Source organism: Microcystis sp. M53603_WE2 (genome assembly GCF_030065435.1).
This window is the reverse complement of sequence record NZ_JASJFF010001167.1, coordinates 1-3,606: the sequence shown is the minus strand read 5'-3', so window position 1 is coordinate 3,606 and position 3,606 is coordinate 1. Positions and strand designations below refer to the sequence as shown.

The 3,606-nt window shown below is 45.5% G+C and carries 2 protein-coding genes and 1 pseudogene; all 3 read right to left on the bottom strand.

The window, feature by feature from the left end; translation table 11 throughout:
- On the bottom strand, nucleotides 1–1,752 hold a 1,752-nt coding region (locus PX481_RS24535; protein ID WP_288096549.1), incomplete at its 3' end, for an efflux RND transporter permease subunit.
- A 385-nt stretch (nucleotides 1,753–2,137) separates the two neighbouring features.
- Nucleotides 2,138–2,395, bottom strand: a pseudogene (locus PX481_RS24530) (four helix bundle protein); the annotation flags it as partial.
- Between the two features lie 68 nt (nucleotides 2,396–2,463).
- The coding region (locus PX481_RS24525) for an efflux RND transporter periplasmic adaptor subunit (RefSeq protein ID WP_288096547.1) at nucleotides 2,464–3,606 on the bottom strand (1,143 nt) is incomplete at its 5' end.

The following is a 3,606-nucleotide window of genomic DNA, read 5'->3' as shown; positions in this document are numbered from 1 at the left end:
TTGCAGTAAACTATTCACCTGATTAGCCACGGCAACAGTATCATTCAAAGTCGCACCGGGAGGCAATTCTAGGCTTATTGTACTTAATCCGGTATCCCCGGAACTAAATAATCCTTTCGGAATCAAGGGAACTAACTGTAAACTACCGATAAAAAAGGCCAAAGCCGCCAATAAAGTCAGGATTCGATGACGTAGGGACCAAGTTAACAAACTTTTGTAGGGACGAAAACGGGGGCGCGAGGAGGGATTATCATCACCAGTTTTGAGCTTTTTCGGCTGTAGAATATAGGCACTTAACATGGGAGTGACGGTGACAGCGATCAAACTGGAAAATAGGGTAGAAACCGCCACCGTAACGCCGAAAGGTTGAAAGAATTGCCCCGGCACACCGCCCATAAAAGCAACCGGCAGGAATACCGCTATAATTGCCGCCGCACTGGCTAAAACGGCTAATCCAATCTCTTTTGAGGCATCAAAAGCCGCTTGCAAGGGTTTTTTACCCATAGCTAAATGTTGATCGATGTCCTCCACCATACACACCGCATCATCGACAAGATTACCCAAAGCTAAAGCTAAGGCCAGTAGGGTCATGCCGTTAAGGGTATAATTTAGGGACTGCATCACCCAAAAAGTCGGGAAAATCGACAAAGGCAGGGCCAAACCCGTGATAATCGTGGCGCGCCAATTGCCTAAAAATAGACCCACCGTGATCACCGTCATCATACAACCAATCAGGAGATCGCTCAGAAGGCTTTCGTAACTAGCACGAATTGAGTCAGCACGGGTAAAAATTAATTGAAATTTAATATCTTCGGGCAGTTTTTTCTTTAAATTCTCGATTTCTTGGCGCACTGCTGTTTCTACCGTCACCAAGGTGCTGCCAGTCCCCCGTAAAATCGAAAAACCCACCACTGGCTGCCCATCTAAGAGGGCCATTTGTCGGGGATCGCTGGAACTATCGCTAACTGTCCCTAAATTGCTTAAGGGGACGGTATCACCGTTAGGTAAAGAGATTTGATAATTTCTTAAATCTTCGATCGTTTCAGCGCTGCCGAGGGTGCGGACAGTTTGTTCACTGCCACCGATTTCCGAGCGCCCTCCGGGTAAATTAATATTAAAACTACGAATTTGGTCATTAACCGCCGTGGCCGTGATACCGTAGGCGATCAGACGACCGGGATCTAAATCTACACGCACTTCTCGATCGACTCCCCCAACGCGATCAACTCGTGCTACCCCCGGCACTCCCGTTAAAGCGCGGCCAATTTGACGATCAACTAGATCACTTAATTCGGCGATCGATCTTTTCGGGGAGGAGATGGTGTAGTTCATCACCGCACCCCCGGCAAATTCTAAACGTTGGACAATTGGATCATTAGCATCTTGGGGTAAATCCTGCCGAATTTGCGCTATGGCATTACGCACATCATTGGTAGCGCGATCGCTGTTAGTGCCAAGGATAAAGTTAACGGTGGTGGTGCTGCTGCCTTCGTTGATGGTAGAAGTAATTTGATCGATATTACCCAAAGCAGCCACCGCATCCTCGACTTTTTTGGTGACTTGGGTTTCCAATTCCTCTGGACCTGCGCCGGGTTGATTAACGGTGATAATCACGGCCGGAATGTCAATATTAGGAGAGCGATCGATCCCTAATCCTAGAAAGGCAATGTATCCCATTAAGGCCATAACCAGGGAGATCAGGATCGTCGGAATGGGATTTTTGATAGACCAATTAGAAATATTAAAAGCCATAATTTCAGTTATCAGTTATCAGTTATCAGTTATCAGTGGGTAAGTTATCAGTTATCAGTTTTTGGTTTTTGGTTTTTGGTATTTTCTTGGCAGGTTTTTAGAATAGCCCAAAGCATTTTACCAATTTCCTCCGCATCATCATTGATACTTTGAAAGGCTCTTTCCTCTATGTAGAGCTTGCTGAATAAATCTAAAAACCTTTTTGGGTAATACTTTCAGACTTTTTGTCAATCAAAAAGTACCAGTTCTGGAAGCGATCGGGGTAAAATTCAGGTACTTTTTCTCTGAAAATTAGGTAATTGACCAGATGAGAATCGGTAAAAACCTACACCCCACACCCCACACCCCACACCCTGTCCCTACGAAAAACTTTTTCAGCAGACCCTATGTAATTCGTGTCTTTCAATAGAGACAGCCAATACTTTGTTTCTAGACATTCCTTATAAGCTATTGACATTTTAGCTCGAAAATCAGCTTGAGAAATAGCTCCATTAGCCTCGGCAATGTTAGCCCCGATTGAAGTGCCACTCCTTAATAGCTGTTTTGACAAAACATATTCTTGTTTAGTCTCACACAAATATTTATAGCCTTTAACAATCCTAATGGCAAATTTATAAGCTTTATCATAAACTTTACTCTCCATCTGTTTGCCCCGCTACCGATCACTGATTACTGATTACTGATCACTGATCACTGTTTACTGATCACTGATTACTGATCGCTGATTGCTGTAATTTTGTCGCCATCACCGAGATAGGCTGCCCCTTTGGCCACAATGCGATCGCCCGCTTGTAAACCGGTGAGAATTTCCACGCGATTATTCGGCATAATTTGACCTAATTGCACAGTTTTGGCGGTAACGGTGTTATCAGGTTCAACTAAATAAACTAGAGCTTGATTATCTTTTTGGGGTAAAACTGCGGTCATGGGGACGGTTAAACTATTGCTAGTATTCGTCACGATCGCACCTCGTAAAAACATCCCCGGTTTTAACCCTGTATTGTCGGTTAAATCGACTTTAACCGTTGCTTGACGGGATGCCTCATCGACGATGGGATTAATTTCGCGCACCTGTCCCGATAATTTTAAACTGGTATTAGCATCGGAAGTGATAGTAACGGGCGCTCCGACGCGGATTAAGGGCAATTGATTCTCAGGAACCCGCAATCTTAGCTCTAAACGCCCATTTTCGATGATTTTAAAGAGAGCATTTTGACCGTTGGTGGTATCCCCGATGCGGCCATTTCTTTCGGCAATTTTGCCACTGACCGGGGAAATCAGGCGCGTCTCGTTTAATTGGGCGTTAACAATGGCTAAACGGCTTTGAGCTTCCGCTAATTGGGCTGTAGCTTGGGCTATCACTTCAGGACGATTGCCTGCTTGCAATTGTGCCAGTTGCTGCTCTGCTTCTCCTAAACGGGATTGGGTCTGTTGTACGATCGCCGCTTGCTTTCTTTCTTCATTGAGGACTTCATCGAGACGATCCCGGGCGATCGCTCCTTCCGCTTCTAAACTTTGGTTTCTCTGGACGCGTTTTTTGGCCAAATCCCAATCCGATTGAGCTTGACTAATTTCGGCTTTTATGCGTTGAATAGTTTGTTTAGCTCCAGCGATCTCCTCTTTACGGCTACCCGCTTGCAATTCTGCCAAACGCGCCCGGGATTGGGCGACATTTGCCTGTGCTTGGGTTAATTGCGCTTGTAGGACGGTATCATCGAGACGAGCCAAAATTTGACCTTGGCTGACCCTATCCCCTTCATCCACAAAGATTTCTTTGATTTGTAGTCCCGTCGCTTGGGAAAGAATCGGGATTAATTCATCGGCTGCCACGCTTCCAGTCGCTTTCAGGGTGCG